This window comes from Bacillus sp. FSL R5-0422, from assembly GCF_038610765.1.
Classification (GTDB): domain Bacteria; phylum Bacillota; class Bacilli; order Bacillales; family Bacillaceae; genus Bacillus; species Bacillus pumilus_O.
In genome coordinates this window covers 866,603-888,872 of record NZ_CP152014.1, presented here as the reverse complement: position 1 = coordinate 888,872, position 22,270 = coordinate 866,603, and the positions used below count along the sequence as shown (strand labels likewise).

The following is a 22,270-nucleotide window of genomic DNA, read 5'->3' as shown; positions in this document are numbered from 1 at the left end:
CTTCAAAATGACGAATTGGCAAACTGAATTGACAACCATCCGCAAGACCCTTCATAATAAAGGAAAAACAGGAGAAAAATGATCTTCTTCTCCTGCTTTTCAAGGCGAACTTCACATCATATGAAACAGGCAGCGATCGAAACAAAGGGATAAGGGGGAGCTTATATGAGAACGGTCATTATGATGGGCGTCATCATTACGTTTTTAGTATCCATTTTCACAGCTGGCTACGAAGGCAAGCCTGGTAAATGAAAAAAAGGATGTTCCATGAGGGAACATCCTTTTTTATTTAATTCGTTGTTTTTAGCACCTGCATATTTACTGTATTCCCTGATACTTGAATGGACGTAAAGTCTTGCGTATCAATCACAGGTGTGACGGCACGACTGTCTAATGTGATGTCAGTAAAACGAGTAGAGAAGTTCGCACGAATATCTTTCCGATAGATATCGTCAGTCACTGCTACTGTCGACAGTAATTTCCACTTCGTCACAGAACCAATGTTAGAGTTTTGGATTTCCGTGATAATACGCCCAGTATAACCAACATTATTTGTCCCCCAGAACGTTGCTCTTGTATGTCCATTCAAGTTTTTATAAATGGTCATTTGCACAATACTTCCAGGCTTAAACCCTTTTGTATACGTAAAATCATTTTTTCCTTCGATATAGGTTTCTTGATTATTTGCTCCTACTTTCATCGTAGGTTTCCACACATTATATGTTGAACTGTATTGAAGACCAATATCCGCTTCCTTTGACCCTGTGAATCCAGAATAAATATAAGCTGTCCCATTTGATACACTCATTGCGGAAGGGAGTTGAATCTTTGTGACCAATATGGACCCATTGCTATTGATATAAGTACGTCCGCCGATACCTTTCGATAATTGCGCTGCTTCTATTTCCTGCGTCTGAGAGAGACCTGGGACACTGACTGGAATCGCCCCCAATAAAATAGCTGAGCTAATGGCACTAGTGATCAGTAGCTTTTTCATCTCATTTTTCCTCCTAATGTATTCATTTTTTGAAAACGTTATCACACTCTATCATACTACCTATTTTTTTACATGTCAAAAAAAGTATAAAAGTGTCGTATTTTCCTTCTTTTTGTTTCTTATCTCATATAAAAAAGCCGAGATCAGTATCCCGGCTTTCATTATGACCTCAAATCAGGTCACGGTATTGCTGCTGGCGAAGTGCTTCATACACAAGAATTGCTGCCGTATTCGATAGATTCAGAGAACGAACATGTTCTGTCATCGGTAAACGAAGACAGCGGTCCATATTCCGCTCGATCAAATCTTTCGGTAATCCACTTGTCTCTCTGCCAAATACGAAGAAATAGTCTTCATCTAGCTGAGAGTAATCAAATGTCGTATGCGGCTTTTGGCCAAATTTTGTGATATAGAAGAATTGCCCCTTCGGATGAGCCTCAAACAATTCATCAAGCGAGTCATGATAGACTACATTGGCATATTTCCAATAATCGAGTCCTGCACGCTTCAGCATTTTATCATCTGTCGAAAAACCAAGCGGACGAATCAGATGAAGGGTTGTATTTGTTGCTGCACATGTACGCGCAATATTTCCAGTATTAGCTGGAATCTCTGGTTGATATAAAACGACATGAAGTCCCAAAAAAGTTCACCTCTAATTTTCTTTTCCGCTCAACATTATACCATTAACTATCCTTCGCGGCATCGTCCAAAATGTGAAAAAACGTATATCGAATAGCTGGTGTATAGGCGGTTGAATCCTCATACGACCAATAACGCATTCGACTGTCATATGTCTGAGCATTCACAAGAGGCATTCCACCTTTATCGTGATCGACAACAATGGTTGTATGATTATACCTGCCATCTCCCTCAAAATCGTAGCAGATGACATCACCAATTTGAAGTTCCTGTGCATCTTTGAGTTTCTGTGCTCTTAAACCCGCTTTCGAATTTGCTAAATAATTTTTCATCGAATGAGCTACTGTCCAGCTATAGCTCCACGTATGCGGCCGTACCCACCAGCCAGATCCGCGGTTTGGATACCCTCTCGTTGGCGCATTTCCAGCCTTCAAGCATTGTGAAATAAAATTTGTGCAGTTATCTTCAAAATTTTTATAGGCAGGATTTCGTTTATTCCAGTACGTCTCCGCATATTGCACAGCTGCCCGTCGGTCATAGTGAAAGGCTCTCCCAAACTGTTCTTCGGTTTGAAAACGCTCATCCACTTGCTCTTCCATTTGGCGCTTTTCTATCATCAACCGGTCTTTCACAAGCATGTCGTTGTAAAGGAACGCTTCTCTTTTTTCTACCTGCTCCTCTAAATAAAAAGATTCGTCTACATCCTTGCATACATAAGTAAGATGAGCGAGATACTGCACATGCTGAGCCCCGTCATCCTGAATCGAAGAATCGAGGAGTGTTGCTTTGGCTTTCGCTTTGACAATCTCCACCTGTCTTCTAGCAAAAAGTTCTTTTTTCCGTTCGACTGCTTCCACATCAGACATGAGCTGTGGCTGTTTGATTGCACGGTCATTGATTAAATACGCCAGCCTATCTTCTAAAGTTTTCTCTAATAATTGTTTCACACAGACACCACCAAACATTTTTTAAAATCTCTGTTTGGTTCATTCTATGTTCACAGGGATGTTATTTAGTATTTAAAGGTGTCTGTAAAAGCTCAATCCCTTTCACAATCTCCTCTTTTGCTTCTTCATCACTTTCCCGTTCAAGGGCTTTTTCCAGCTCTGGAAGCTGCTGATCGTCGCCAATTTTGCCAATTGCCCAAGCAGCCGTTCCCCGAATGACCGGTCTTGGGTCCTTGTGCATCAACTCAATTAACACTGGTAAGGCAGAGGTATCTTTAAAATGAGCGAGTGCCAAAATTGCATTTCGCTGAATCGGCTTTTTCCCCCGCCATGAACCTGAAACATGACCGTATTTTTCTTTAAACTCACGATTACTGATCGTAAGAAGCGGCTTTAAGAGCGGCTTCGCAATTTCTGGGTCCGGCTCCATTTCAGGATGCAGGTGAAAGTCCTTTCCTTTATTGATCGGGCAGACAATTTGGCACGTATCACACCCATACAATCGATTTCCTATTTTCGAACGAAATTCGTCAGGCAAAAACCCTTTTGTTTGCGTTAAAAAGGAAATACATCGTTGTGAATTCAGTTGCCCTGGATTCACAAGTGCACCAGTTGGACACGAATCGACACATTTATTACACGTCCCGCACTGGTCTTCAATTTTCTCATCCGGTTCAAAGGGGACATTTGTGATCATTTCGGCCAAATACACATAAGACCCAAACTCTGGCGTGATAATCATACAGTTCTTCGCACTAAAACCGATGCCAGCGCGTTCCGCTACTGCACGATCAGACAGTTCACCTGTGTCCACCATTGATTTTGTTCGGATGTCGACATGTTTGCTACGCAAGAATTCTTCAAGCATGTCGAGCTTTTTTTTCAGCACAACATGATAGTCTGTTCCCCAAGAGGCACGGCAGAAGATCCCTCTTCTTGCATCCTTTGTACTTCGAGGAGCATCTTTCATTTTAGAAGGATATGCGAGCGCTATCGCAACAATTGATTTGGCCTTCGGAAGCAGCAAAGAAGGGTTTGTTCGTTTTTCGATATCAGGCTCTTCAAAGCCTGACAAATACCCTAACGATTCATGTAAGATGAGGCGGTCTTTTAATGAATCAAATGTATCAGCACTTGCAAATCGGATTTTATCAACACCAATTTCTTTCGCATATTGAATCAATTCTTCTTTTAATTCTCCAACATGAATCACCTTGCAAACCTCCTTTCTTTGTTTCTTCTGTTGTTTTCAGTATAATACGAGTGTATCACGACCGATTGGAGTGAGTCACTGTGAAGATACATATGGAAATTTCTCATCCTGAAAACCCGTCTATCCATGTTGGACAGATTGAATATTCTCATATTGAAGTTGGCACATCCCCTCAAATGTTAAAAGGCCGGTTACGCCTGTTTCAAGAATCTTTATTCTTTGAATACGAAGATAAAGTCTTAGAGGAAGTACCAGCAATCAAAGAATGGACGGATCTTTTAAAAGACGTTCCTTTCCTGCCAATTCTTGCGGATATCCAAAAGGAACAATTTATTGACTCGACCAATTCCGTACAGGATTTGTCGATCTTTTTCTCTTTAAAATATTTCTTGCCTATATTGACCTTCGATGCTGATCGCGTAGAAGAGCCACTTTCACTAGCAAAACATGAGACTGGTCACATTGAATGGCAAGACAAAGCAGGACTTAAAGGATTATTTTCTCAACCAAGTAAAGCTCACATTTCTCAAGGCACAAAAAACATTCTGCAAATCATCCTGTTTCCGCCCTCTATTTCTCGGGAAAAGTGTGAAGCTCTCATTCAATCCTTGACGAAGATGTTTGTACAAATACATGGTGGAGAAAGTAAATATGAACTTATTGAAAAAGCACTGTAGATTGACAGTGCTTTTTCACATTATACTGACATAATAAAAAACGCAACACTTCGTTTATCTATGAAACGAAATACTGCGTTATAAACAAAATTATGTATTGGAGCGGGTGATGAGAATCGAACTCACGACATCAGCTTGGAAGGCTGAGGTTTTACCACTAAACTACACCCGCATCAATTTTTAAAAAGCAACGTCATCGCGTTGACTTTTATTATGTTACAACTTTCTTAACAATTCGTCAAGAGAATATGAAGATTTTTCGTCAAAAAACTTCATATTCTCTGTATATATTACGATAGTTATTTATCGAGCTGCAAATACACCAAATAAGCCTGCTTCACATTTTTTAATTCTTCTTTTAGAATCTTTTCAGAATTTGTTAAACCAGAAAACTCATAGTTCATTCCAGTCGTGATGGTAATAGAAATTAATTTTTTCTCTCCAGGAGACATGTGAAAAATATCTGTTTCTGATATCGTTGTGTTTCCTCCCACGTCCTGTTTAAAATCAACGCTAGTGGCGAGCTTCGTTTGTTCCCTCTGCTCTTTATCTTTCCACAAGCTATACGTTACTTTTAGCAGATCATCTTTTTTCTCTTCTAGCTGATAGATAAATTTGACACTGTTATCGACACCATTTTGATGAAGTTTCAGGGTGATTTTTTTTGTATCTTCTTTCAATAATTGTCCATCCTTGTAATGCAAACCGATCAAGGAAACACTTTTGACACTTTCTTTTAATCCCTTCACTGTCATCGCTTCAAATGATTTATCTGATAATGATTCCAGAAGATTTTTTTCATTTTTTGTTAGTTTCATAGGTTCGATAGTTATTTCATCTTGAGTTGCTGTTTTTTTATTTTTTTCTGTTGCAGGTTTTTCTGATACCGTCTTCTCAGTTTGCGTGGTTTCTTCGGCTTTCTCGCCGCATCCTGCTAATAGAACAAAAGTGAATATAAGAACACTCCATTTTTTTAACATTGAGATCCCCTTTGATGTTTTTTATTTTCTATTATACTAATATTTGGTTTAATATACAAAAAAAAGATTAGGAGAATTCTCCTAACCTTTCGCTTTTTTCTGCTTCATGGCTGATAAGATGGCCACAATGAGAAAACTCGCGGCAAAAATCACCATCATATAAATAAAAAAGTTCGGCTTGATCTGAAAAGTAAATGCGGATGAACCTTCCATCTCAAAAGCGAGACTGTTAAATAATAAAGCATCATTCGTTTTTGATTGAAATAAATGATAGAACAATACACCGATTGTCAGCATCGGAAAGCCTAAAAACCCAAGAAAACCACCAACAATTGCACCTTGTTTCATCGCCTGTACGTTCATGATCGTTGTCCTCCCATTCCCCCAAGCAGTAGCTGCTTCATAATAGATTTACCATCCCCCATAAAAGGAAGAAGATAGAGTAATTGAATAAAATACGTGATAGAAAAAATAAAGAAACCTGTTGAAATTGGATTTTCTTTTAGACATAATACGGTCAAAATGATCCCTGCTGCTCCGATCACACCTGGGACAAGCGGCCCAAGCAAGGTAATCCATACCTGCTTTTTCTGAAACGGGTCTAATACAGGTCTCACAAATTTCACAGACATCATATCACTCGCAAAAAAACCTTGTGGACCATCCCGTCCCGCAAATTTACGATGCGCATAGCCGTGTGCTGCCTCATGTAAGGCGGTCCCGGTAATTAATCCAAAATAAATAATTGTAAAATAAATCGCAATGGCTGCAATTGATCGATCAGGAATGAATAAAAAAGCGATTCCTGCCATGACCATAAAAAGCATCCAGAAAAAGATGATTTTACGTGTCACCATGAGTAATGCTGTCCCAAAAATATGAAGGAACGAGTGACCAGTACAATCAAATCGTTCCTTCATTTTCAATTGATACTGTTTGAAAAATTGACAGCAAGCTGTCACAATCCGATACGGTGATTGATAATGAATAGACAGTAAATGATGCTGGTTCAGCCCCATCATCAGTTGATAAAAGTCTCGAGAAATCACAGACTCATCGACTTGAAACAAATCGGCGAGCTCTGCTGTAATACTCGCTTCTGTCCTTTTTCCATCTACTTTCGTTAACATATGATAGGCACTTTCATTAATCGGGAGTGTGCTTCCATATTGCGTATCCGTGAGATGTCTCTTTTGTAAAGTCACATACGGCGCGAGTGCCGGTACCCGCTCAATCTTTAGCTTATTGTTAAGAAGTTGAATCATGTGAATACCTCCATGAAAAACCTTTATATATGGCAAAGATGAGCAGACCTTCAAATGCAGCTACTAGCAGCCACTGAAGCGTTTGACTCGACTCCCCTATGACATAGTTTCCAATAAAAACAATTGGAATCATGAGTAAAATAAGTGCTCCAAATGAAAAAATGCCTGTGTAGGGATTGTTCCGATCAAGCGGAAGTAAAATACCTACCACATAAAAGAGCGCAGTGGCATTGCATAGCACAGCGACCCCAATCAATACGTTCCAAACTTGATCAGGAAGGGTCAGCGTTGTCAGCATGAAGATGGCAATTTGCATTACACCAACAAGCAAAAGCCCGATAAACTTATACAGAGCCACTTCCCACGATCTTAGGCCAAATGTTTTGTACATCCCCAGCATTCGTTTATCATTGCCAAATGAATTGAAGGCGGTTAATCCAGCGAGAGCACAGAGAACAAAAAATGCTTCTTCTTCAAAGCGGAACCCAAACTGATAACGGACGAATAAGATCACAATGAGGAGAATGAGAAAATTTAAAATGTTTTCTTCATTTCGCACCTGTGATTTCATTTCCTTTACAATCAGTGACCATTTTTTTGAAGAAGAGAACGGCAATTTGTTTAAAAAGGTTAACGCTTTTTTCTCTGCCATAATCGGCATCATCGCAAGAGAAAGAAAAGCGCCACCCGCCGATAAAAGGATAAACAGAATCAACATTGCATAGTTTACCCCTTCAGGAGACATTCCTTGAGCCACTAAGAAAAACGGTGCTGTGAAATACATCAAATGATAATCAAACTGTATATATGATTGCTGAATTTGACTGATATCAAAATGCGTCATTCCATACGCTACGACCAGTGCTAATAAAACAAAGATCGCTGCAAATTTTTGCAACGGTAATTTTAATTTTAGAACGACCAAATACGTCATGTTGTAAATGAGTTGCAAAAGCATTAAGACAAAAAGCGATTGCAAAATCACCATCAAAAAGAACGTAACAATAAAATAAACACCTATTCCCTGGGCAATAAAATTAGGTAAAAGCAAAATACCGATAAAAAATAAAACAAGCCCTGCCACCACTGTCACCATCGGAATAAAGTATCCAAGGCTTTTCTGAAAGGTAGAAAGCGGGAACCAGCTAAGCTGCATAGAAAAACGGTCTTGCTCAGGCGTTCTGACCTTGATCAAAATGAATAACAGACTTGTAAAGATGGATGCATTGATCGCCATTGACACAACGAGTAATCCAAGTGAACGTTCATCGCCATTTAAGAAGGCCTTCATAAAGACACCCGTAAAACTGTATCCGATGATGGCGCCCATTGTGACGGCAAATAAAAAGAATAAGATCACAATGATCCGCTTGGTCTGAGTATCAAAGAGCTTATACATCTCCTGCTGCCACATTTTAAGCATCATTCTAGAAATGATTAATGATTTCATCAAAATGTGCACCCCTATCACTTAACATTGAAGCTTTCAGAAACACCTGTTCCAATGTGCTTGATTGATACTTCTCCTTTAAAGCTGAGACCGTTCCTTCATCCATTTTATTTCCCTTAGAAATAATGGCGATTTTATGGCACAGCTCTTCCGCTGAAAGCATATCATGCGTTGAAAGCAAGATCGCACCATGGTGCTCGGCATAACGTTTCATCAGTTTCTTTGTGTTTATAACCGCTTCAATATCAAGTCCTCTAAAGGGCTCATCCATGATCACCAATTGACTATCAAGCATAAAGGCGGCAATCAGCTGTGTCTTTTTTTTCATACCATGTGAATAGGTTTCAATCGGTCTTGATAAAGCTGAGTCCATATCAAACAGTTCAATTAGTTGATTTCTTCTATGAATTGTTTTACATTCATACATAGAAGAAACAAAATCTAAATATTCAGCACCAGTCAATGCTTCAGGGAGCAGCAGATCATCTGGAACATAGGCTACTTGTTTTTTAAAGGATGGTTCGTCATTGGTGACGTCCTGCAAAAAAATCGTTCCTTCTGTATGCTTGATGATGCCGAGTATACAGTTAATCATCGTTGTTTTACCAGAACCATTCGGTCCAGCGACAGCAACGATTTGATGAGGGTCGATCTTTAAATGAAAATCTTTGACAGCAGTCACGTTATTTTTATACGTCTTGGTTAATTTCTCGATCGTAAACATATAACCTCCAAGTGTCTGCATATTCTTTAAAAACAGATCAGGCTAAACCGCCCGCCACAGACGGTTTAGCCCTGGTGTCATTTCATAGAAGTAAAAAGATGAATCCTAAGTATAGCTACTTACATTCAATTTGGACTTTTAAGCCACTTTCCCACTGAACGGCTCCTGTAAAGCTACCCTTGCCGTTAGCTATACACCAAACTGCTGCTCCTAGAACAACTGTTGCTCCCAATCCAAGAAGGACAGCAACAAATACTAAGAACCAAGCTTGGTCCATAATAGCAGGTTCCATAGTGGAATAGTCAACTTGCGGCGCTGCATAAGTCATACTTTTCACCTCCCAGCTTATGATGATCGTATCATAGGCTCTACTCTCCAAACATCAACAGAAGATCCCATTTTTGACCGAACGTACTTTCGGATAAAATGTGACTTTTTATTCAATTCTTCACTTTTAAGTGTAGAAACCCTAACTTATTATCTAGATTTTCCCACCCCTTAAGAACCACCAAACCCATATAATGGCAATAAAACCTTCATTTTTTGAAATAGTCCTTATTTATCAATCCCTTTATATATTCTTTCTTTTTTGTGAAATAGAAAGAATTCCCCCGATATATCAGATAAAAAAGTCCTGATTATATGTCGTTAACACACTATTTATGAAATATTTACTGATAATTCCGACAAAAGAGTGAGTCTATTTTCCTTCTTCTCTTGTCACTTAAAATATGTATATACAAGAAAGTCCGTTGGGAAAAAAGCCCTTCCTTTTCTTAAGTCACATTCAACATATGATTCGCTTCTTACTATGAAAAAGCAATACAACATAAACATTCCATGATTTCACTAGCTGGCAATGATTAATTACTTTCAAAAAACGGATCCGTATTCTCTAATGAAACCATCCCTCTTTTTCATCCAGCATGTCCCCACCTTTCCTTATTAAATAAAACAGCCTATCAACTTTATTTATTATTTTTTCAGATTTATCTAAAAAATGATTGACCAAGCATGAAACAAGATTTATAGTCTTATTAAATATTTCTTATCAAAGTAGTTGGTTTTATCTAACAAAAGGAGGATACACACATGTCAGAAGAACGTCCATTCCGTTTAGAAACAAAAGCCATTCACGCAGGTCAGGAGCTTGATTCAGCTACCTATTCAAGAGCCGTGCCTATTTATCAAACAAGCTCTTTCGGTTTTAGAGATAGTGAGCATGCGGCGAATTTATTCGGACTGCAGGAACCCGGAAATATTTATTCTCGCATTATGAACCCTACAAATGACGTCTTTGAAAAACGGATCGCCGAGCTTGAGGGCGGCATTGGTGCACTTGCTGTCTCTTCTGGACAAGCAGCGACCACTTATTCTATTTTAAACATTGCAGGAGCTGGCGACGAAATTGTCTCATCCAGCAGCCTTTATGGAGGCACGTACAATTTATTTGCTCATACACTCAAAAAACTCGGCATTACAGTGAAATTTGTTGATTCATCCAATTTAGAAGAACTCGAAGCAGCCATTACAGACAAAACGAAGGCAGTGTATGCAGAAAGCATTGGGAATCCTAAAGGCGATATTCTACATATTGAAGCCATCTCAACCATTGCACACAAGCACCATATCCCGCTTATTGTGGATAATACACTTGCAAGTCCTTATTTATTAAGACCGATTGAGTTTGGTGCAGACATTGTTGTCCATTCCGCTACGAAATTCATTGGCGGTCATGGTACATCAATTGGCGGTGTCATTGTCGATAGCGGCAAGTTTCCTTGGGCTGACAGTGATAAGTTCAAGGGGCTGACTGAACCAGATCCAAGTTATCACGGTCTGACGTATACCGAAGCAATTGGAGAAGCGGCTTATATCACAAAAGCACGTGTGCAGCTCTTACGGGATTTAGGAGCAGCCTTATCACCTTTTAACTCATTTTTACTTTTGCAAGGCCTAGAAACTCTGCATCTGCGCCTGGAGAGACATAGTGAAAATGCGTTAAAAACAGCGCAATTCTTACAAGATCATCCTCTTGTAGATTGGGTATGCTATCCAGGTCTTGAAAGCCATGAATCTTATGAGCTTGCTCAAACCTATTTGCCAAAAGGACAAGGCGCTATTCTCACATTTGGTATTAAAGGTGGACGAGAAGCAGGTAAAAAACTCATTGATTCCGTTAAGTTATTTTCACACCTTGCAAATGTGGGCGATTCTAAATCACTCATTATTCATCCTGCCAGCACAACGCATCAGCAATTAAGTGAAGCAGAACAAATAGCGACAGGCGTCACACCAGAGCTTATTCGTTTATCTGTTGGAACAGAAGCGATTGAAGACATTATCGCAGACCTTGAACAAGCAATCACAAAAAGTCAGGCTGAATAAAATAGAAAAAGCACACTGTGGTGTGCTTTTTTACGTGTTATTAATCGTTAATTAGTCGAACGTCTTGGAAAGGATAAAACACAAATGATGTCGTTCCTTGAATATCACTCTTTGTAAAAAGACCTAAGCCATTGCGACTGTCCATTGAGTTTTGACGATTGTCACCCATGACAAAATATTTGCCTTTTGGTACGGTAAGAGGACCAAAATCAGGTGTCAACAAGATGCCATCTGCTGCTGCTTTCTTTTTGTTTGACGCTAAGTAAGGCTCAGCTACTTTTTGACCATTGACATACAGTTGGTCATTTTTCATTTCAATTTTATCACCAGGTAAACCGATTAATCGTTTAACATAATGAGTGCTGCGGTCTTCCCCATCAAGAACAATGATCTGTCCCCGCTTATAATCACCGAAGTAATCAACTGTTTTATTCACAAAAACCCGTTCTGTATTATGCAATGTTGGTTGCATAGAAGTCCCTTTTACAATGTACGGTGCGAATAAAAAGTTACGAATGATAAAAACAGCGATGAATGCGATTAAAATCGCTTTAAGCCAGCCCCATACTTCTGACTTCTTTTTTTGTGTTTTTGTATTTGTTGTCATAAGCTCCTCCTGAAATCCCCTAGGACGAAATGAGTTTCTGCCAGCTTTACGCCAGCATTTACTCTTGTATTGTATCACCATAAATATAAACATATTTTGCCAACAAATCAAGCGATGAGAGAGAAAAAGGCAAGCACCCTTCTGTGCTTGCCCAAAACTCAGTTACTTAGCAGAAGAATCCTCTTCTTTATCTTTTGATTTACCATAGAAATAATCAGATGGATTCACTGGCTTAAAGTCAGATAGCTTATGGAATCGAAGAAGATCCCTATAAAGCACTTTATCTGAAAGGCTTAACTGATTATCGACACGGGCTTTAATCGCCTCTGTCTTTTTATTTTGTTTCACAACTTTACCTGTTTTTGTATCGTAGACAGTGTTATCTACAAGTGTATATTTTGGTGTCACATAGTTTCCGTTACGGAATGCAACAGTTTGATCATGCTTCTTAGAGAATAGATCTGTTCCAAAATTCACATACTCATTTGAATCAATACCTTGTAAGTGAAGAAGCGTAGGCATCACATCTACTTCACCACCATACGTATGGTTCACGCCGCCCTGTTTGCCAGGAATACGAATCATGAGTGGTACACGCTGGTTTTGTGCATTTTGATAAGGTGTAATTTCTTTCCCTTGAATCTCGCTCATTGCACGGTTATGGTTTTCAGAAATACCATTATGGTCACCATATAATAAAATGACAGAGTCTTTATACATACCTGACTTTTTCAAGTCTTTAAAGAATTGCTCTAATGATTCATCTAGATATCTTGCTGTTTGGAAGTAGTTATCTACTGTTTTGTCACCAGTTGTTGCCTTAGCAATCGTCGCATCTTTTTCATCTAAATTAAATGGATAGTGATTAGTTAATGTCATTAAATGTGCATAAAATGGTTTTTTCATTGATTCTAGCATCGGAATTGATTCTTTGAAGAATGGTTTATCCTTCAGACCCATATTCACAAGATTTTCTTCATCCATGTTGTAATAGGAAGCATCAAAGAATTGATCATATCCCATATGCTTATAAATCGTGTCACGGTTCCAGAAAGATTTATAGTCGCCGTGAAGCACTGCGCTCGTATAGCCTGCTTTTTGATCTAGGATGGCAGGGAGTGATTGGTAAGTATTTTCACCTTTTGTCACAAACGCTGCTCCCTCTGGCAAGCCGAACATACTATTATCCATCATCAGCTCAGCATCAGCTGTCTTTCCTTGACCTGTCTGATGGAAGAAGTTATCGAAATACGTAAAGTCCTCTTTCCCATGAGCCAGCTTGTTTAAAAACGGTGTCACTTCTTCTCCATTTAGTTTGTAGTCAATTAAGAAAGACTGGAAGCTTTCTAAATGGATTTTAATAATGTTCTTCCCTTTAGCTTTACCGAAGTACTCTGCGTTTGGTTTCGCATAGTGAGAAGCTGTATAGTTGACAACATCCGTTAAATCTTCACTGCTCGCATTTGCTACCTGTGTTGCATTTTGTGCAGATTGTACTCCGTCATAAATCGTATAATTATAAACACCTAAATATTTGACAACATACTTATGATCAAATGTTCTTGTTAATAATTCTGGACGATCCTTTTCAGCTAAATGAAGGTTTACAAAGAATAGTCCTACACCTGCAGCCACAATTAACAGTGCAAATGTCTTTTTCATTTGGAATTTCTTCACTTCTGGTCTCCAGATCACAATCGCAATCAAGATAATAATATCAAGGAAGTACAAAAGGTCATGTGGCTTAATACTAGATAACACACCGCCAGTCATGCCTCCTCCAAGATTGCCTGCTTGCTTCATTGTGGAGAAAGTCAAAAAGTCATCAAAGAAACGGTAGTACGCTACATTCGCATATAAAAGTGCGGTCATAATAAAGTCAATCACAATTAAAACAATGGCAGATTTACGACCCTTCAAAAAGAGAGCCAGTCCCAAAAACACAATGGCTGAACTAAATGGATTTAATAAAAGAAGACCCTCTTGAAAAGAACCTTTCACTCCTAAATTAAAGTCCATTTTGTAGGCTGCATACGATTTCGCCCAAAATAAAAGGACAGCCAATACAAAAAAGCTATATTTGTTCGCAAATATTTTTTTCATAAAACCTCTTCTTTCTTATTATCGTTCTAATATAAATGAAATCATAAAAAATTTACATTGATATTGCAAATGTAAATCTTCTTCACCAAGCATTCCGATGCTCTGTTTCCGCCGGATATGTGTGCTCCTTTAATATAACGTATGAGAAGCATCATAGGTTTCAAAAAAAATACGAGTAAATAAAAGGAAAAATATCCATTTACATTTGATTTACATACACTCTGCAATTCAATGAATGAAGAAGGATTTGTAAATCACTCAGTACTACTTTACTTTTTTCATCCATTCGTGTCAAAGTAATTATAAAGAAAAGGAAGAATCACCTAGGTCTTTCGACTCTTTATCCTAATTTTATACAAAATTCGATACATATCTTATTCGTGTTTATTGTGACTCAACCTCAAGGCCATCCATGTATTTTCTCTTCTCTGACAATCTAAAAAAGTTTTAAGCAGAAAAAGCTTGATTTCTCCTCCTCATATGCGGTGTGATAAAGATATAGATTTTCAACAAATCAGGCTGGAGGACATTTACATGAAACATAACAAACAAATAAATGCATTTGAAGAACGATTTTCAGAAGAAATAGACCACATCATTGCTGTCACAGGACCTTCAGGAGTAGGTGCAGGAAAAGCCGGACAGGAAGCCCTTTGGACCGCTTCTATTCCACTAATTGCATGGAAAGATAAAAACCTCATCACAACCGAAAACATAAGGCTATGTTGGTTAACAGATGAAGAGGGGTTAAGGGAAAAGCAGGCACAATTACATAAAGAATCAATTGTGACACTTCAGGTCCGAAAAGGTGAAGGTGAGTTCATGCTAGTATCACTTATCGATACAAATACACAGGATAAAGAGCTACAAGAGATTCTAGAAGAAGCCCAAAAACCTGTCTTTTATCATGATGACCTGCTAGGCACCTTTGAATTAGTGAAAGGACTAGACTTGTTTGAAACAACAATCCAATGGAGCAATGAAGAGTGCCTTCTCTATTTCAACCTCGAAGAAGACGAAAAAATAAACGACTCTCTTCGAACCGCTAGACAGCTCATGGAAGAGCAGAGCACATGGGATGCTTCTATTAAATCATTTGCAGCAAATCAACTGATTGAACTAGCTAAAGACTGGCAGTCACAAGATGACTCCGCCGAAACACAAGAAGAGCTTACGCTGGATCACTTTATAAGCCGCATCTCACTCGAAAGCTTGCATGCCTACCCAGATGGAGAGTTTGAGGTCTACTGTCACGACGGTGATTTATTTTGGGGACATGTCATCATTGTCTCAGGTAATATCAATGGCACCTTTCATGACGCTCACATTGCAGGCTAAAGATTGGAGGGGTAAGTAATGGAGATCAAAGCTTTTCATGAATTAAAACAAATAGGAAAAACACCCGTCATGGCTAAGATTGGTGGCTTTCGTCCTGATCCAACAGCACACAGCTGGTTTGCCGGTCATTTCTTCATCCACCCTGCTCAAGGCTGGCCCATAGATGAAGATGGTGCCATGATTCCGATCTTACAAATTCATTTACCTGAAGTGCCAGGAGGATTAAACGGATTCAATGAATGTAAATTGATTCAAATCTTTCTCAATCAGAAAGCACTTCCGATAGATATCACCAAAAACGGCGAAGGCTGGAAACTCATTGAATATTCAACTATGGATGGATTAGAAGTAGTTGAGACTCCCGAAGAAGTGAGAGGATTAAAACCCTTTCAAATTCAATGGAAGAAAAGTGAGCAAGAAGACCACCCTTGCTGGGAAGAAGCGTGGTCATACGTCGATTTATCAGAAGTAAATGAAAGTGATGCAGCGACAGAACACTTCTTTGATCAATACACCAATTATTCATTCACAAAAATTGGTGGGTATGGCGCATATATTCAATCCCCACCCCATCATCAACCAGGCGAATTCATGCTACAAATCGCCTCAGAAGAAAAACCTCGGTTTATGATTGGTGATAACGGCACGATGTATTTCTATTACGACAAAGACACAAAAGAATGGTTTATGCATTGGGATTGTTTTTAAAGTTTGATTGAATGAAACCTTCCCTCCTTCTAAGCGTAGGAAATAATATGGAAGGAGGAACTAACATGGGATTCATTTTTGATATCTTCTCACTAGCTGTGTATATTCCTTTTCTACAGGTAGATGAAGAGGATATTTCTCGAAACGCAAGCGAGCTCAAAAGGTATAGCTGGTTTCATGCATTATTAAATAATCCAGCTTACAGACAACTTATCATTTATCATCAAGATGTCAGACACGTCATTGGCAGATGTAACACGAATAAACTCCATCGCAAGCGATACAACTTAAAATGCGAACGCAAATTGCTAAAAGCATTACATCGTGCTATGTAAGAGCCGCACTATCCTGTGTGGCTCTTTTCATATATTCTTTTGAAGAAAACATTTGACGCCTGGACAACTCTCCCCGTATATTATGTATAAATCCATCTTTTTCATATAAAAGGGGGCTTCACATGCGCTTGTTTAAGTACTGGAAAAAAAAGCAACAAACACAGCAGATCACCTCTGAGAAACAGGAAGACAGCATCCCAATTAACTTCTCCGCACTTCCCTTTGGCACAGACACCGTAGATGATTTTTTGTTCAACTTAGACCTCACCTCAAAGCTCACAGATCCCTATAAAGAAATAGACCCGAACAAATGAACCTATCCTCATCCAATCCTGGATGATTTTTTTATACTCATGAAAGGTGTGACCTATGAAAACATATTATATCGTTAGACACTGCCAAGCCAATGGACAATCCGAGGATGCGTCTTTAACACTACAAGGCATCGCACAATCTCACGCACTAGCACAGTTCTTTTCCAGCATCCATCTCAATCAGATCATCTCAAGTCCCTATAAGCGAGCGATCCAAACATCTGAGCCTCTTGCTCATGCAAAACAACTCGAAGTGAAAATTGATCAACGCCTAGCTGAACGTGTGCTAAGCAGCAAACCAATGGACGATTGGTATGAGAAATTAAAGCGCAGTTTTACGGATTTACATTTGACTTATGAGGGCGGAGAATCAAGCCTTGAAGCCATGAATCGCATTGTAGAAGTACTCTACGAACAAATAAATTCAGAAAAAGATCATACGCTATTTGTCACACATGGCAATATCATGAGCTTGCTTCTTAAACACGCCGATCCCACGATTGGATTCAAAGAGTGGGAGAAACTAAGCAATCCAGATGTCTATGTCCTGACATATTTCAAACCAGATCATGTAGAAATAGAGCGAATATGGCATAAAGAAACGGCAGAATGAACTCTGCCGTTTCCTCATCTATTGTTGATAATAAAAAGCTTCTACCCACTCATACGGCTTCTGACGCTCCGCACACCATTTCATGAAGCCACTTGTCTCCGTTTGCTGAAATTCCATCCAGTCCGATAAAAGCTGACCATAATAGGCTACTTGTTTTTCAACATTAGTGCGAATTATCTTATCTTCAATCAGCATCATGACATCTTCAATACCTTGAATTCGCTCTTGGTCATTCTCATAGGTGCTTAAATAAAGATCTTCATGTATATGATGATACGAATACCATAAAGCAGATAAATAGGTTTCGCAAATTTGAAAAATGACACGCTGCTCCTTGCTGCCTCCAAGCTCTAGTGCTTTCAATAAATAGGGTAGCCCTTCTCCCTGATGCACAAACAAGCCTTGCCAGCGATACGGTCTCGCATCAAACGGATCAACCTTCTCCCACTCTTGCAGAACAGGCTGAATCACCCCCATTATCAATGGATACACAAGCACATGATGGCCATCGTCACACCGTTCAATTTTCTCAAATAGCCAAGCAACAAATGAACGCCGTGCTGCAAATTCATTCTCATTCATCTCTTCAACAAATAACTGGAGAACCTTTAACGCATCTTTACGCAGACCCTGTTCTTTCTTCACACAGTACTGTCTAAAAAGCGGATAATCATGTGATCTCTCGTCTTCAATGAGGGTCTGTAAAATCGTCTTCATTTGCAAGTTAACAACTCCGCCTTTTTAACATTCTATTACTCATTTATAATTGAATCATAAATCTGATGTCTTAACGCTGATTCATCCAATCTAAATAACGTTTTTGAATCACTTTTTTGATTTTTTCGTAGTTCTCCCAACTATCTTTAACATCATATACATCTTCGGCTTCTGGAAATGTCTCCTCGTAGTCATCTAAATACAACCCATTTTCAAAATCGAAATAATCTTGGGCAAATTCATTTCCTTCATCATTCAGCATATCATTTGAAAACACTCCATCACAGTCCATATAAATTTGAGTCCCTGTCACTTCTCGTGATTTGAATTTTTGAATCTCAACCTCAATGTCTTCTTCAAATTCTTCACTGAACAAATCATTATCAATAATCCAACCCAAAAACATGCCTGTATGTACGAAGGCTTGATCAATAGATAAGTCCTTTGGAAAATCCCCATCATAATGATATTTTGCTTTATCATAAACGATCACTTCAAACAACATTTCCAGCCCCCTTCAAATCTCTCTATTTCAAAAATAACTTTAGGTCTAGATAAAGTCAATTTCTTTTAGTCTCTAATTTAAGCGTGATAAGAATGGTATAAACACCTAATTGTTCCTTCTCTTTTTGAAGGCCCTTGGCATTCTCAAACCCATTCTTTTCTGTGTTCATGAATGAATTTTATGTCTTTTTGATAATGTTCAAGGTGCCCCTCATCAATCATTTTTTGAAAAGCAATATCCCCGTCACTCGCTTTTCGTTTCATGTACTGACATAACCCTTTTAAACGCAGCAGCACCATCTCCACATAATCTTCTGCTATTTCCTCACCATAAGCTTCAAAAAACAGTTTGACTCTATACTTTATATGGCCTGCATGTTCTAATGCGTGATAATGAACGATCTCCCCCGCTTCAGTGCGAAAAAATCTACTGAGAGGCACACATGTATAAAGGGTATAAGCGATATCCCAAAGTCTTGGACCCGGAGCAGCTACATCAAAATCAATGATCCCCACTGGCTTTTTATCTTTGAAAATAATGTTGTACATCGCAAAATCATTATGGCACACAACCTCTATGTTGTTAGGCGTATTGTCCATTCGTTTCCAATCGTCTGAAATGGGAAAATCACAAATAGCATCATGATACCGTCTAAGCATTCTTGCTATTTCTTTTAAAGCGTTGTGAGAGCACATGTATTCTTCTAAGGGATCATGACCGGCTACACCTTCAATGAAGGACAAGATCTCTCGGCCTTTTTCATCAACCCCTAAAAACTTTGGAGCATAGGAGAAATTCTTTTTTTCTAAATGTTTCAGCAGCTTTCGTATATTAATATTGTCTGACTTTACTTCTCGACGAACCGTCTCTCCCGAACGATAAACGTTCGAGACATTTCCACCTGTCAATAACTCCTCATGATCATTTTGTTTTTTCATAAATTCTCCCCTCAAACTGGGTCACAATGATGATGTCAGCTAAAGATGTGTATGTACCCACAAATATTCATTTAGTTATTCAAAGAAAGTGCACTGTTTGATGTAAATGTGCTACACCGTTTTGTTTCCTTCCATGGTTAAATGTATCTTATCAAATGTTGCAAATCATCTAAAGATTAATCTGCTAAAGAAGTACATACTCATTATTTTCTAATAGGTTTCTATTTTTTATTTAAATAACTCTTTTAAACCACAAAAAAACGCTTCACCACGAGGGTGGAACGTTAGGTTGACGGTAAAAACCGATTATGAAACTTTTAATAGATACTGGTGGCTGGGGTCAAACCGGCACTCCGCGATCAATTATTCCAAAAGGCACGGTATCCCCTTTTAAAGTAAAGCACCTCTTAATAAAATAAGAATTAAAGTTCTTCTTGATATATGTCTAATTTTATCGGCTTTAAACTCAAAGGTATTGTAAATTCATGAATACTTTCAATATGATTAAAAAAATGATCTATATCGTCATAATCCATTGACCATTCTTCTACCACCTTTAACTTTTTTAACTTGCTTGTTGGTTTAAATAAAAATTCACAGTGCAGTTGTTCCATGTGTGAATAATCATCTTCTTCATAAACTGTAAACTGACGTACCAAGTCAAAATGAAATAGTTCCTCTCCTGTAAAATCATAGACACCACACTGAAATAAAATTTCTTTATCTTCTTCGCCCTCAACAGTCTCCTTTGAAAAAGCTTTAAATGTTTCCCAAACCTTTTTTATATCATCGATATCTTCACCAATGCTATCTTTAAGATAACTTTCAGAATTTTTAACCGTAATCATTACAACACCACCTATGTATAATTTATACAATCCTTCTTCTATTATCCTGCCTCTTTAGTTTAATCATAAGGTAACCATCATTAAAGTAAAAGTTAATTTCCTTTGAACACGATTTGAAGAAATTTTTTCGTGTGAAAAATCAGCTAAAAAACAAATAAAAAAACGCCCTCCTACAATTTGTAGAAAGACGTTTGAAACGTAGATATTCCTTTATTCTTCTGTACTTGACCATCATAAAGAATATCTAAAAGTAGATACCGGTGGCCGGGGTCGAACCGGCACTCCGTGAGGAACACGATTTTGAGTCGTGCGCGTCTGCCAATTCCGCCACACCGGCATGATCATTAAAGAGCGCAACTTATAATTAAAAACATGGTGCCGAGGGCCGGACTTGAACCGGCACGGTAGTCACCTACCGCAGGATTTTAAGTCCTGTGTGTCTGCCAATTCCACCACCCCGGCAGTCTTTTCAAAAAGGCGACACCCGGATTTGAACCGGGGATAAAGGTTTTGCAGACCTCTGCCTTACCACTTGGCTATGCCGCCATTATTGGAGCGGAAGACGGGATTCGAACCCGCGACCCCCACCTTGGCAAGGTGGTGTTCTACCACTGAACTACTTCCGCAAATTAACTGGGCTAGCTGGATTCGAACCAACGCATGACGGAGTCAAAGTCCGTTGCCTTACCGCTTGGCTATAGCCCAATAATAAAATGGGGCGATTGATGGGAATCGAACCCACGAGTGCCAGAGCCACAATCTGGTGCGTTAACCACTTCGCCACAACCGCCATAGATGTTATGAATCATATTAAGAAAATTGGCAGGGGCAGTAGGAATCGAACCCACACCGGAGGTTTTGGAGACCTCTGTTCTACCTTTAAACTATGCCCCTATGAAAAAATGGTGGAGGGGGGCGGATTCGAACCGCCGAACCCGGAGGGAGCGGATTTACAGTCCGCCGCGTTTAGCCACTTCGCTACCCCTCCACATTTGAAAAACAGTGCCGGCAAGAGGACTTGAACCCCCAACCTACTGATTACAAGTCAGTTGCTCTACCAATTGAGCTACACCGGCAAATAGTGGTGGCTCGGGACGGAATCGAACCGCCGACACACGGATTTTCAGTCCGTTGCTCTACCAACTGAGCTACCGAGCCATGTATTCTTTTTAAAAATGGCGGTCCGGACGGGACTCGAACCCGCGACCTCCTGCGTGACAGGCAGGCATTCTAACCAACTGAACTACCGGACCATTTTGGTTGTATAAAATAATTTGGTTGCGGGGGCAGGATTTGAACCTGCGACCTTCGGGTTATGAGCCCGACGAGCTACCGAACTGCTCCACCCCGCGATGATATAAAAGATATGGTGGAGGATGACGGGCTCGAACCGCCGACCCTCTGCTTGTAAGGCAGATGCTCTCCCAGCTGAGCTAATCCTCCAAATAAAAACACTGGTGTATATTCTGTAAAATGGTGACCCGTACGGGATTCGAACCCGTGTTACCGCCGTGAAAGGGCGGTGTCTTAACCGCTTGACCAACGGGCCCTCTATTATGTAAATTGTGGCGGAGAGCAAGGGATTCGAACCCTTGAGACGGGGTTACCGCCTACACGATTTCCAATCGTGCTCCTTCGGCCACTCGGACAGCTCTCCAAATTGGCTCCGCAGGTAGGATTCGAACCTACGACCGATCGGTTAACAGCCGATAGCTCTACCACTGAGCTACTGCGGAATGAAGAAAGCCTGGCGATGTCCTACTCTCACAGGGGGAGACCCCCAACTACCATCGGCGCTGAAGAGCTTAACTTCCGTGTTCGGTATGGGAACGGGTGTGACCTCTTCGCCATCATCACCAGACAATTTAGTGACAAAAGATATTATACTATGTATTGAAAATAAATCAAGAGATATTTAAAAAATGTTCTCTCAAAACTAGATAACAATGTTCAAACTTCAC

At 39.4% G+C, this 22,270-nt stretch carries 23 protein-coding genes, 17 tRNA genes and 1 rRNA gene; 7 read left to right on the top strand and 34 right to left on the bottom strand.

The window, feature by feature from the left end; genetic code table 11:
* Positions 1-289: 289 nt before the first annotated feature.
* The 4 genes from MKX52_RS04400 to queG all read right to left on the bottom strand — a co-directional run bounded on the left by MKX52_RS04400 (position 290) and on the right by queG (position 3,796).
* Positions 290-997 (bottom strand): YrpD family protein, encoded by a 708-nt coding sequence (locus MKX52_RS04400; RefSeq protein WP_041815308.1) that lies wholly within the window; start codon positions 995-997, stop codon positions 290-292.
* 169 nt (positions 998-1,166) lie between these two features.
* Positions 1,167-1,640: a tRNA (uridine(34)/cytosine(34)/5-carboxymethylaminomethyluridine(34)-2'-O)-methyltransferase TrmL gene (gene trmL, locus MKX52_RS04395; RefSeq protein ID WP_003211950.1), complete on the bottom strand. Its 474-nt coding sequence runs from the start codon at positions 1,638-1,640 to the stop codon at positions 1,167-1,169.
* A 43-nt stretch (positions 1,641-1,683) separates the two neighbouring features.
* Positions 1,684-2,586, bottom strand: a complete 903-nt coding sequence (locus tag MKX52_RS04390; RefSeq protein ID WP_119125680.1) for an amidase domain-containing protein — start codon at positions 2,584-2,586, stop codon at positions 1,684-1,686.
* A gap of 61 nt (positions 2,587-2,647) precedes the next feature.
* Positions 2,648-3,796, bottom strand: coding sequence for a tRNA epoxyqueuosine(34) reductase QueG (gene queG / locus MKX52_RS04385; protein WP_041816180.1), 1,149 nt, complete (start codon positions 3,794-3,796; stop codon positions 2,648-2,650).
* Positions 3,797-3,879: 83 nt separating this feature from the next.
* Between queG and MKX52_RS04380 the strand changes: the two genes are divergently transcribed.
* Entirely contained in the window at positions 3,880-4,476 is a 597-nt protein-coding gene (locus tag MKX52_RS04380; protein WP_260859181.1) for a hypothetical protein, read from the top strand.
* 98 nt (positions 4,477-4,574) lie between these two features.
* On the opposite strand, the gene MKX52_RS04375 is transcribed toward MKX52_RS04380, so the two are convergent.
* The 7 genes from MKX52_RS04375 to MKX52_RS04345 all read right to left on the bottom strand — a co-directional run bounded on the left by MKX52_RS04375 (position 4,575) and on the right by MKX52_RS04345 (position 9,223).
* Positions 4,575-4,648, bottom strand: a tRNA-Gly gene (locus tag MKX52_RS04375).
* Between the two features lie 127 nt (positions 4,649-4,775).
* Entirely contained in the window at positions 4,776-5,456 is a 681-nt protein-coding gene (locus MKX52_RS04370; RefSeq protein WP_144468264.1) for a hypothetical protein, read from the bottom strand.
* A gap of 81 nt (positions 5,457-5,537) precedes the next feature.
* Complete coding sequence (locus MKX52_RS04365) at positions 5,538-5,819, bottom strand: hypothetical protein (RefSeq protein ID WP_012009367.1); 282 nt, start codon at positions 5,817-5,819, stop codon at positions 5,538-5,540.
* Complete coding sequence (locus MKX52_RS04360) at positions 5,816-6,721, bottom strand: PqqD family protein (RefSeq protein WP_119124616.1); 906 nt, start codon at positions 6,719-6,721, stop codon at positions 5,816-5,818. The genes MKX52_RS04365 and MKX52_RS04360 overlap by 4 nt, the downstream gene beginning before the upstream one ends.
* Entirely contained in the window at positions 6,705-8,171 is a 1,467-nt protein-coding gene (locus MKX52_RS04355; RefSeq protein ID WP_144458730.1) for a hypothetical protein, read from the bottom strand. Before MKX52_RS04355 ends, MKX52_RS04360 begins: the two co-directional genes overlap by 17 nt.
* Positions 8,149-8,895: an ABC transporter ATP-binding protein gene (locus MKX52_RS04350; protein ID WP_041815311.1), complete on the bottom strand. Its 747-nt coding sequence runs from the start codon at positions 8,893-8,895 to the stop codon at positions 8,149-8,151. Before MKX52_RS04350 ends, MKX52_RS04355 begins: the two co-directional genes overlap by 23 nt.
* Before the next feature lie 115 nt (positions 8,896-9,010).
* A complete protein-coding gene (locus tag MKX52_RS04345) occupies positions 9,011-9,223 on the bottom strand; it encodes a hypothetical protein (RefSeq protein ID WP_012009371.1) in 213 nt (70 codons plus the stop codon).
* A gap of 764 nt (positions 9,224-9,987) precedes the next feature.
* Here MKX52_RS04345 and MKX52_RS04340 point away from each other — a divergent pair.
* Positions 9,988-11,283 carry a homocysteine synthase gene (locus MKX52_RS04340; RefSeq protein WP_217017003.1) on the top strand — a complete coding sequence of 432 codons (1,296 nt, stop codon included), beginning with the start codon at positions 9,988-9,990 and terminating at the stop codon, positions 11,281-11,283.
* 40 nt (positions 11,284-11,323) lie between these two features.
* Here the strand turns inward: MKX52_RS04340 and lepB are convergent, their stop codons facing one another.
* On the bottom strand, positions 11,324-11,890 hold the full coding sequence (gene lepB, locus MKX52_RS04335; RefSeq protein ID WP_342491554.1) for a signal peptidase I: 567 nt from the start codon (positions 11,888-11,890) through the stop codon (positions 11,324-11,326).
* Positions 11,891-12,052: 162 nt separating this feature from the next.
* Positions 12,053-13,993, bottom strand: coding sequence for an LTA synthase family protein (locus MKX52_RS04330; RefSeq protein WP_012009359.1), 1,941 nt, complete (start codon positions 13,991-13,993; stop codon positions 12,053-12,055).
* 534 nt (positions 13,994-14,527) lie between these two features.
* On the opposite strand from MKX52_RS04330, the gene MKX52_RS04325 reads away from it, so the two are divergent.
* From MKX52_RS04325 to MKX52_RS04305, 5 genes are all read left to right on the top strand, one after another.
* Positions 14,528-15,331 (top strand): DUF2262 domain-containing protein, encoded by an 804-nt coding sequence (locus MKX52_RS04325; protein WP_144504885.1) that lies wholly within the window; start codon positions 14,528-14,530, stop codon positions 15,329-15,331.
* 18 nt (positions 15,332-15,349) lie between these two features.
* Positions 15,350-16,039, top strand: a complete 690-nt coding sequence (locus MKX52_RS04320; protein ID WP_088003878.1) for a DUF1963 domain-containing protein — start codon at positions 15,350-15,352, stop codon at positions 16,037-16,039.
* 65 nt (positions 16,040-16,104) lie between these two features.
* Positions 16,105-16,374 carry a hypothetical protein gene (locus MKX52_RS04315; RefSeq protein WP_041815304.1) on the top strand — a complete coding sequence of 90 codons (270 nt, stop codon included), beginning with the start codon at positions 16,105-16,107 and terminating at the stop codon, positions 16,372-16,374.
* A 122-nt stretch (positions 16,375-16,496) separates the two neighbouring features.
* Complete coding sequence (locus MKX52_RS04310) at positions 16,497-16,688, top strand: hypothetical protein (RefSeq protein ID WP_217015563.1); 192 nt, start codon at positions 16,497-16,499, stop codon at positions 16,686-16,688.
* A gap of 55 nt (positions 16,689-16,743) precedes the next feature.
* The gene (locus MKX52_RS04305; protein WP_342491553.1) at positions 16,744-17,301 is read left to right on the top strand and encodes a histidine phosphatase family protein; all 558 of its coding nucleotides are present in this window, start codon (positions 16,744-16,746) and stop codon (positions 17,299-17,301) included.
* An 18-nt stretch (positions 17,302-17,319) separates the two neighbouring features.
* Here the strand turns inward: MKX52_RS04305 and MKX52_RS04300 are convergent, their stop codons facing one another.
* From MKX52_RS04300 to rrf, 21 genes are all read right to left on the bottom strand, one after another.
* On the bottom strand, positions 17,320-18,024 hold the full coding sequence (locus MKX52_RS04300; RefSeq protein ID WP_342491552.1) for a hypothetical protein: 705 nt from the start codon (positions 18,022-18,024) through the stop codon (positions 17,320-17,322).
* 64 nt (positions 18,025-18,088) lie between these two features.
* Complete coding sequence (locus MKX52_RS04295) at positions 18,089-18,520, bottom strand: hypothetical protein (RefSeq protein ID WP_144458841.1); 432 nt, start codon at positions 18,518-18,520, stop codon at positions 18,089-18,091.
* A 146-nt stretch (positions 18,521-18,666) separates the two neighbouring features.
* Positions 18,667-19,461 carry a phosphotransferase gene (locus MKX52_RS04290; RefSeq protein WP_342491551.1) on the bottom strand — a complete coding sequence of 265 codons (795 nt, stop codon included), beginning with the start codon at positions 19,459-19,461 and terminating at the stop codon, positions 18,667-18,669.
* Between the two features lie 422 nt (positions 19,462-19,883).
* Positions 19,884-20,309, bottom strand: a complete 426-nt coding sequence (locus tag MKX52_RS04285) for a hypothetical protein (RefSeq protein ID WP_342491550.1) — start codon at positions 20,307-20,309, stop codon at positions 19,884-19,886.
* A gap of 255 nt (positions 20,310-20,564) precedes the next feature.
* Positions 20,565-20,646: transfer RNA gene (locus MKX52_RS04280), tRNA-Leu, on the bottom strand.
* Between the two features lie 36 nt (positions 20,647-20,682).
* Positions 20,683-20,771, bottom strand: a tRNA-Leu gene (locus MKX52_RS04275).
* Positions 20,772-20,784: 13 nt separating this feature from the next.
* Positions 20,785-20,855 (bottom strand) — tRNA-Cys (locus tag MKX52_RS04270).
* Between the two features lie 5 nt (positions 20,856-20,860).
* Positions 20,861-20,935 (bottom strand) — tRNA-Gly (locus MKX52_RS04265).
* A 7-nt stretch (positions 20,936-20,942) separates the two neighbouring features.
* Positions 20,943-21,014, bottom strand: a tRNA-Gln gene (locus tag MKX52_RS04260).
* A 9-nt stretch (positions 21,015-21,023) separates the two neighbouring features.
* Positions 21,024-21,099, bottom strand: a tRNA-His gene (locus MKX52_RS04255).
* A 30-nt stretch (positions 21,100-21,129) separates the two neighbouring features.
* Positions 21,130-21,203, bottom strand: a tRNA-Trp gene (locus tag MKX52_RS04250).
* Positions 21,204-21,212: 9 nt separating this feature from the next.
* Positions 21,213-21,297 (bottom strand) — tRNA-Tyr (locus MKX52_RS04245).
* A 15-nt stretch (positions 21,298-21,312) separates the two neighbouring features.
* Positions 21,313-21,385: transfer RNA gene (locus MKX52_RS04240), tRNA-Thr, on the bottom strand.
* Positions 21,386-21,391: 6 nt separating this feature from the next.
* Positions 21,392-21,467, bottom strand: a tRNA-Phe gene (locus MKX52_RS04235).
* A gap of 18 nt (positions 21,468-21,485) precedes the next feature.
* Positions 21,486-21,562: transfer RNA gene (locus MKX52_RS04230), tRNA-Asp, on the bottom strand.
* A gap of 22 nt (positions 21,563-21,584) precedes the next feature.
* A tRNA-Met gene (locus MKX52_RS04225) sits at positions 21,585-21,661 on the bottom strand.
* A gap of 15 nt (positions 21,662-21,676) precedes the next feature.
* Positions 21,677-21,752 (bottom strand) — tRNA-Val (locus tag MKX52_RS04220).
* Between the two features lie 31 nt (positions 21,753-21,783).
* A tRNA-Glu gene (locus tag MKX52_RS04215) sits at positions 21,784-21,858 on the bottom strand.
* 17 nt (positions 21,859-21,875) lie between these two features.
* Positions 21,876-21,966 (bottom strand) — tRNA-Ser (locus MKX52_RS04210).
* A gap of 4 nt (positions 21,967-21,970) precedes the next feature.
* Positions 21,971-22,045, bottom strand: a tRNA-Asn gene (locus MKX52_RS04205).
* Positions 22,046-22,054: 9 nt separating this feature from the next.
* Positions 22,055-22,170, bottom strand: a 5S ribosomal RNA gene (gene rrf, locus MKX52_RS04200).
* Between the last annotated feature and the right edge of the window lie 100 nt (positions 22,171-22,270).

Bases quoted from the DNA above. Each gene is read 5' to 3' on its own strand.
- MKX52_RS04310 (WP_217015563.1), top strand. From the start codon at position 16,497: ATGCGCTTGTTTAAGTACTGGAAAAAAAAGCAACAAACACAGCAGATC.
- MKX52_RS04350 (WP_041815311.1), bottom strand. From the start codon at position 8,895: ATGTTTACGATCGAGAAATTAACCAAGACGTATAAAAATAACGTGACT.
- MKX52_RS04340 (WP_217017003.1), top strand. From the start codon at position 9,988: ATGTCAGAAGAACGTCCATTCCGTTTAGAAACAAAAGCCATTCACGCA.
- MKX52_RS04285 (WP_342491550.1), bottom strand. From the start codon at position 20,309: ATGATTACGGTTAAAAATTCTGAAAGTTATCTTAAAGATAGCATTGGT.
- MKX52_RS04355 (WP_144458730.1), bottom strand. From the start codon at position 8,171: ATGAAATCATTAATCATTTCTAGAATGATGCTTAAAATGTGGCAGCAG.
- MKX52_RS04345 (WP_012009371.1), bottom strand. From the start codon at position 9,223: ATGACTTATGCAGCGCCGCAAGTTGACTATTCCACTATGGAACCTGCT.
- MKX52_RS04320 (WP_088003878.1), top strand. From the start codon at position 15,350: ATGGAGATCAAAGCTTTTCATGAATTAAAACAAATAGGAAAAACACCC.
- MKX52_RS04290 (WP_342491551.1), bottom strand. From the start codon at position 19,461: ATGAAAAAACAAAATGATCATGAGGAGTTATTGACAGGTGGAAATGTC.
- MKX52_RS04365 (WP_012009367.1), bottom strand. From the start codon at position 5,819: ATGAACGTACAGGCGATGAAACAAGGTGCAATTGTTGGTGGTTTTCTT.
- lepB (WP_342491554.1), bottom strand. From the start codon at position 11,890: ATGACAACAAATACAAAAACACAAAAAAAGAAGTCAGAAGTATGGGGC.
- MKX52_RS04370 (WP_144468264.1), bottom strand. From the start codon at position 5,456: ATGTTAAAAAAATGGAGTGTTCTTATATTCACTTTTGTTCTATTAGCA.
- MKX52_RS04330 (WP_012009359.1), bottom strand. From the start codon at position 13,993: ATGAAAAAAATATTTGCGAACAAATATAGCTTTTTTGTATTGGCTGTC.
- MKX52_RS04305 (WP_342491553.1), top strand. From the start codon at position 16,744: ATGAAAACATATTATATCGTTAGACACTGCCAAGCCAATGGACAATCC.
- MKX52_RS04315 (WP_041815304.1), top strand. From the start codon at position 16,105: ATGGGATTCATTTTTGATATCTTCTCACTAGCTGTGTATATTCCTTTT.
- MKX52_RS04325 (WP_144504885.1), top strand. From the start codon at position 14,528: ATGAAACATAACAAACAAATAAATGCATTTGAAGAACGATTTTCAGAA.
- MKX52_RS04360 (WP_119124616.1), bottom strand. From the start codon at position 6,721: ATGATTCAACTTCTTAACAATAAGCTAAAGATTGAGCGGGTACCGGCA.
- MKX52_RS04400 (WP_041815308.1), bottom strand. From the start codon at position 997: ATGAAAAAGCTACTGATCACTAGTGCCATTAGCTCAGCTATTTTATTG.